The 5,967-nt window shown below is 36.6% G+C and carries 6 protein-coding genes; 2 read left to right on the forward strand and 4 right to left on the reverse strand.

The features are described 5' to 3' along the window. Positions 1-160: 160 nt before the first annotated feature. Complete coding sequence (locus tag BFA01S_RS22660) at positions 161-313, forward strand: hypothetical protein (protein WP_156483985.1); 153 nt, start codon at positions 161-163, stop codon at positions 311-313. 37 nt (positions 314-350) lie between these two features. Here BFA01S_RS22660 and BFA01S_RS20530 read toward each other — a convergent pair whose 3' ends face one another. From BFA01S_RS20530 to queG, 4 genes are all read right to left on the reverse strand, one after another. After that, the gene (locus tag BFA01S_RS20530) at positions 351-2,246 is read right to left on the reverse strand and encodes a PrkA family serine protein kinase (protein WP_066235342.1); all 1,896 of its coding nucleotides are present in this window, start codon (positions 2,244-2,246) and stop codon (positions 351-353) included. Between the two features lie 381 nt (positions 2,247-2,627). After that, positions 2,628-3,110 (reverse strand): tRNA (uridine(34)/cytosine(34)/5-carboxymethylaminomethyluridine(34)-2'-O)-methyltransferase TrmL, encoded by a 483-nt coding sequence (trmL, locus tag BFA01S_RS20535; RefSeq protein ID WP_156483995.1) that lies wholly within the window; start codon positions 3,108-3,110, stop codon positions 2,628-2,630. 42 nt (positions 3,111-3,152) lie between these two features. Then, on the reverse strand, positions 3,153-4,022 hold the full coding sequence (locus tag BFA01S_RS20540; protein ID WP_066235346.1) for an amidase domain-containing protein: 870 nt from the start codon (positions 4,020-4,022) through the stop codon (positions 3,153-3,155). A gap of 62 nt (positions 4,023-4,084) precedes the next feature. Then, complete coding sequence (gene queG, locus BFA01S_RS20545; protein WP_066235348.1) at positions 4,085-5,218, reverse strand: tRNA epoxyqueuosine(34) reductase QueG; 1,134 nt, start codon at positions 5,216-5,218, stop codon at positions 4,085-4,087. 73 nt (positions 5,219-5,291) lie between these two features. Here queG and BFA01S_RS20550 point away from each other — a divergent pair, with 73 nt between their 5' ends. After that, positions 5,292-5,957: a B3/B4 domain-containing protein gene (locus tag BFA01S_RS20550; RefSeq protein ID WP_066235350.1), complete on the forward strand. Its 666-nt coding sequence runs from the start codon at positions 5,292-5,294 to the stop codon at positions 5,955-5,957. Positions 5,958-5,967 lie beyond the last annotated feature (10 nt).

Consider the following 5,967-nt stretch of genomic DNA (forward strand, 5'->3'; position numbering starts at 1 on the left):
CTGATAGAAGTTTCACTTTATAATCGGGGTAACGACCGACCTTAGTAATTTTGACAAAACAAAAGGCGGATATGAACCACCCTATGAAAAGTTTACAGGCGAGCCGATTAATTTTACTGAGCTTGACCAAACGAATGAAGGCATATTAGGAAGAGGCTACGTGCTCGACTTCCATTTAAATTGTACGACTGGAATGATTTCTATCCAATTATTTGGACGAAATTTCAATTACCGGATCGTTTCAGAAAGAGCGATAAAAGTCCATAAGCCAAGAGAAGCATGTGAAACGAGAGGTTTTACAACTGCATTTTAAAAAGCACTAAGGAAAATTCTCCTTAGTGCTTTTTTCTTTATCTGTTTAGCAAACTTCCTACATAGCGCAATAAATCATTTGCAGAAACTGAATTATATCCATGCTCATCAATTAATCTTGCGACCACTTCATTTATTTTCTTTAACTGCTGTTCATCCGGTGTTTTTGAAGATGTTGTAATTTTTACGACGTCTTTTAAGTCTGCGAACAGTTTCTTTTGAATTGCTTCACGGAGGCGTTCATGTGAATTATAGTCAAAACGCTTCCCTTTTCTCGCATATGCGGAAATCCGAATTAAAATTTCTTCACGGAAAGCTCTCTTCGCATTTTCAGAAATACCGATCTGTTCCTCAATGGAGCGCATCAACTTTTCATCTGGATTCATTTCTTCCCCTGTAAGCGGATCGCGGAGTTTATTTTTATTGCAGTATGCTTCCACATTATCTAAATAGTTATCTAGCAATGTTTTCGCAGACTCCTCATACGAATAGACAAATGCTTTTTGAACTTCTTTCTTCGCAATGTCATCATATTGTTTTCTTGCGATTGAAATGAAGTTTAAGTAACGTTCACGATCCTCGCTTGAAATTGACGCATGCTGATCAAGTCCTTCTTTTAATGATCTTAATACATCAAGAGCATTAATGGACGGTGTTTCCTTACGAATGATAGTGGAAGAAATTCTGTTAATGACATAACGCGGATCAATTCCACTCATTCCTTCATCATTAAATTCTTTTTGCATCTCAGCAACGTCCACGGAGTTATATCCTTCGACACTTTCCCCGTCATAAAGACGCATTTTCTTTACAATATCGATATCACCGCGCTTCGTTTCTTTCAAGCGTGTCAGAATGGTAAACATTGCAGCTACCTTTAAAGTATGCGGGGCAATATGAACATCTGCAACATCACTTTCACGAATCATTTTTTCATAAATTCTTTCTTCTTCTGTTACTTTTAAGTTATATGGGATCGGCATAACAATAATTCTGGAATGGAGTGCCTCATTTTTCTTATTAGAAATGAAAGAGCGGTACTCCGTTTCATTCGTATGAGCGACAATTAGCTCATCAGCAGAAATAAGTGCAAATCGTCCTGCTTTAAAATTCCCTTCCTGTGTCAGCGATAATAGATGCCATAAAAACTTCTCATCACATTTCAGCATCTCCTGGAACTCCATCATCCCGCGATTTGCTTTATTTAATTCACCATCAAATCTATATGCACGAGGATCTGATTCTGATCCATATTCAGCAATCGTGGAGAAATCAATGCTTCCTGTTAAATCCGCAATGTCTTGAGATTTAGGATCAGATGGACTGAATGTTCCAATTCCAACACGTTTATCTTCAGAGAAAAATACCCTTTCAACGATAACATCTTCGATTCTGCCTCCATATTCCTGTTCAAGCCTCATTACATTTAACGGTGACAAATTACCCTCAATTCGAACACCATATTGTTTATAAAAATCGTCCCGTAAATGATGCGGAATAAGATGTAATGGATCCTCATGCATCGGGCAGCCTTTTATCGCGAATACTGCACCTCGATCTGTCAGTGAATAGGCTTCTAACCCCCGCTTTAACATCGTAACTAAAGTTGATTTACCACCACTGACTGGTCCCATTAAGAGTAAAATTCTTTTCCTTACATCTAATCGTTTAGCAGATGGATGAAAATACTCTTCGACTAATCTTTCAAGTGCATCCTCAAGTCCATATAACTGGTGATCAAAAAACTTATATTTCCTCTTCCCATCTACATCTTCAATTCCAGCATCCCTAATCATATTGTAAACTCGCGAATGCGCAGATTGTGCCACCCACGGTTTTTCCTTTAAAATTTCCATATACTCTACGAAGGTACCTTCCCACTTCAAACGCTGTTCATCTTCTCTATACTTTTCAATCTTTTTTAAAATATCCATAAGGACCTCCTTCATCGTTGGATCAGATCTTTTAGCATGATTAATACACTGTATGCATGGATGTCCCCTAACATTCTAACAATTATGAAGGAAAGGCAGAAATTAAAAGAGAAGATTTATACAGACCAATATTTTCAACTTTATCTAGAATAATCCTATTTATCTCATTCACATATATTTTTATTTAGGCTATAATAAAGCTAGCTATATAAAGCTTTTTATTGTTTATAACAACGGATAGGGAGGAATTAACTATGGGAATAGATTTTGCATTAATCTTAGGTGTTAGTGTTGCATTCTTAGCTGCAATTTTTGCTGCTGGATACGATGATAAACCTGGAATCAATAAATAAAAAGAGGCAGCCCAATGGGTGCCTCTTTTTATGCCAAGCCTGGATAATTCTGTTGTCTTAATGCTTCATAAATAAGAATTGCTGCCGTATTAGATAGATTTAATGCACGAACATTTTCTGTCATTGGCAGACGTAAACATTTTTCCATATTCGCTTCAATAACCTCTTTTGGCAATCCGTTCGTTTCACGGCCAAATACGAAGAAAAAGTCTTTATTCGTATTACTGTAATCAAAGCTTGTATGCGGCTTCTTACCGAATTTAGTTACGAAGAAAAATTCCGCTTCTTTATTTTTTTCAAATAATTCATCTAATGAATCATAATAAACAACATTCACGAATTCCCAATAGTCCAGACCTGCACGTTTTAACATTTTATCATCTGTTGAAAATCCGAGTGGTCGAATTAAATGCAATGTCGTGTTCGTTGCAGCACAAGTTCTCGCTATATTTCCCGTATTCGCTGGAATTTCTGGTTGATATAATACAACATGTAAAGCCACTTTCTTCACCTCATCTATTTGTAACTAGAAAATATTATACCATTGTTCTTTTCATCTCGTATCATCTATAATACGAAAAAATTTATATTTAATTTGTGGAGTATACGCAGTGGAATCAACATACGACCAATATCTCATCCGGCTGTTATATGTTTGTGCATTTACAAGCGGCATATTATTTTGATCCTTTGCAACAACAATCGTCGTATGATCAAATCTTCCATCTCCCTGAAAGTCATAGCAAATAACATCGCCAGGCTGTAACTCTTCTGCTGCATATACTCTTTGTGCTCTTAACCCGGTTTTTGATATACTTAAAAAATTAGTCAGCGCATTTGCTACAGACCAGCTGTAGCTCCAATTATTTTGCTGCATCCACCATCCTCCCGAACGATTTGGATAGCCTCTCATTGGAGCTCCCCCTGCATGTAAGCATTGGGATATAAAATTGGTGCAATTCACCTCAAAGTTTTTGTAATTCGGATTATGACTATTCCACCATCGTTCCGCATACTGGACTGCCGCTAACCGGTCATACTGAAATTCTTGTCTCACATAGTAATCATCCAAAGAGTGAGGACTTTGTGCAGCTATTTTAGCAAAATTGGTTACACAATCTCCGATTAACTCATTATTCCATATAACTGCTTTGCGATCTTCCACTATTTCTTCTAAATAAAATTGATCCTTTTGCTTTATTAAAAATTTATAATGACACTGGTGGAGAACTTCCTCTTGTCCCGACTCGCTCTCATTTATTTTTTCAATATAGACTTTTACGTTTCCCTTTACAATTTCAGTGTTCCGCTTTTCATTCAATTTTATTTTTCTTTCTAACTCATCTTCCAGTTCATCTCTTTGATCCAAATTAATAAGTGCCTGTAATTTTTTATTATAAAGCTCCATTAATATTTTCTTCATATTATCCACCACCATTGTTTATTGCTTAATAAACACTATGATTGCGGACAAACTAAAAAGTATTAATCATTTAAAAATTGCAAACCTTTATGAATCTCTTCCATTACTTCTTCATCTTTTTCTTTATTTAATGCCTTTTCCAGTTCAGCTATTGACTCTTTATGACCAATCTTACCAATTGCCCACGCAGCAGTCCCTCGAATAACCGGTCGCGGATCTGTATGCATTAAAGCAATTAAATCTGGAATAGCTGTCTCATCTTTATAATGCGCAAGAGCAAGAATAGCATTTCTTTGGATCGGTTTTTTTCCTCTCCATGAACCGGAAACATAGCCAAATTTCTCTTTGAAATCTCGATTGTTTATCGTCAAAAGCGGCTTAAGCTTCGGCTTCGCGATCTCCGGATCCGGCTCCATTTCCTCATGAAAATGAAAGTCTTTTCCCTTATTAATAGGGCAAACTGTTTGACAAGTATCACAACCATAAAGCCGATTACCGATTTTTGTACGATACTGTTCAGGTAAAAAGCCTTTTGTCTGTGTTAAAAAGGCGATGCATTTCGTCGAATCAAGCTGTCCGCCTTGCACTAATGCCCCTGTCGGACAAACATCAAGACATTTCGTACAGCTTCCACACTGGTCTTCAATCGGTGTATCAGGGGGAAAAGGTATGTTTGAAATAAGATCACCTAAATATACATAGGAACCGAATTCAGGTGTAATAATCGCACAGTTTTTCCCGCTCCAGCCAATCCCTGCTCTCTCGGCAACAGCACGATCTGAAAGCTCTCCAGTATCAACCATTGACTTCACTTTCACCTCTGGCACCTTTTCTATAATAAACGCTTCCAGCTTCTTTAATCGATCCCTGACAACATCATGATAATCTTTCCCCCAGGAAGCCCGGGCAAATATTCCTCGCCGCTCATCCTTTGTACTTCGAGGTGCATTTTTCATTTTTGAAGGATATGCAAGGGCAATGGATATAATAGATTGCGCCTTTGGTAAAAGCAGTTCGGGATTTATCCGCTTCTCAATATCAGGTTCTTCAAAACCTGATTGATATCCAAGCTGCTGCTGTGTAATTAGACGTTCTTTTAATTGTGTAAATGGATCGGCAGTTGTAAATCCAATTTTATCAATTCCAATTTTCTTACTATGCTCGATTACTTCCTTTTTTAGCTGTAAATAATCCAAGCCCTTCACTCCCTTCTATATCGTTTATTTTCTATGGTAGAATATATAAAGCAAATTGTGGAGGACTAAAATAATGGAAGTTACAGTTTCAAATACACTTAAAAATATTATTCCTAATTTTAAAATTGGAGTTGCGATTTATAATGATATTAACATTTCAGAATCACCCCAAATGTTAAAAGGCCGACTCCGTATGTTTCAAGAATTATTATTTTTTGACTATGTAGATCAAGATATTAAAACTGTTCCTGGTATAAGCGAGTGGCGCCATGTTTTTAAACAGATTGGCACAGATCCAAACCGATATCGGCCGTCGAATGAAGCTTTACTTCGCAGAGTACAAAAACAGCAATACATAAATTATATTCATTCCGCTGTTGACCTTAATAATTTCTTTTCCTTACAATATAAAATCCCTTTAGGTATTTATGATCTTTCTCTTATAAACGGTCCTGTTGAATTAACATTAGGAAACGAATTAGATCATTACTTAGCGGTCAATGGGCGAAAAGTAAGTTTAAAAAACAAGCTAATCTCCCAGGATAAAAAAGGAGCTTTCGGTAGTCCGTATGTTGACTCACAACGAACTGCTGTAACAACAAAAACTTCAGATGCGCTCCAGCTTATTTATTTAAAACCATCCATGGAAGTCAAAGAAGCAAATAAATTAGTATCATCATTAACAAAAATGTTTCAACAAATCCATGGAGGGGATGCTACATATAAAGTAATAAAGTGAAACTTCCATC

It is taken from the genome of Metabacillus fastidiosus NBRC 101226, assembly GCF_001591625.1.
GTDB lineage: Bacteria > Bacillota > Bacilli > Bacillales > Bacillaceae > Metabacillus > Metabacillus fastidiosus.

Excerpts from the sequence above, each read along its gene's own strand:
- BFA01S_RS20530 (WP_066235342.1), bottom strand. The coding sequence starts at position 2,246 with ATGGATATTTTAAAAAAGATTGAAAAGTATAGAGAAGATGAACAGCGT.
- BFA01S_RS20540 (WP_066235346.1), bottom strand. The coding sequence starts at position 4,022 with ATGAAGAAAATATTAATGGAGCTTTATAATAAAAAATTACAGGCACTT.
- BFA01S_RS20550 (WP_066235350.1), top strand. The coding sequence starts at position 5,292 with ATGGAAGTTACAGTTTCAAATACACTTAAAAATATTATTCCTAATTTT.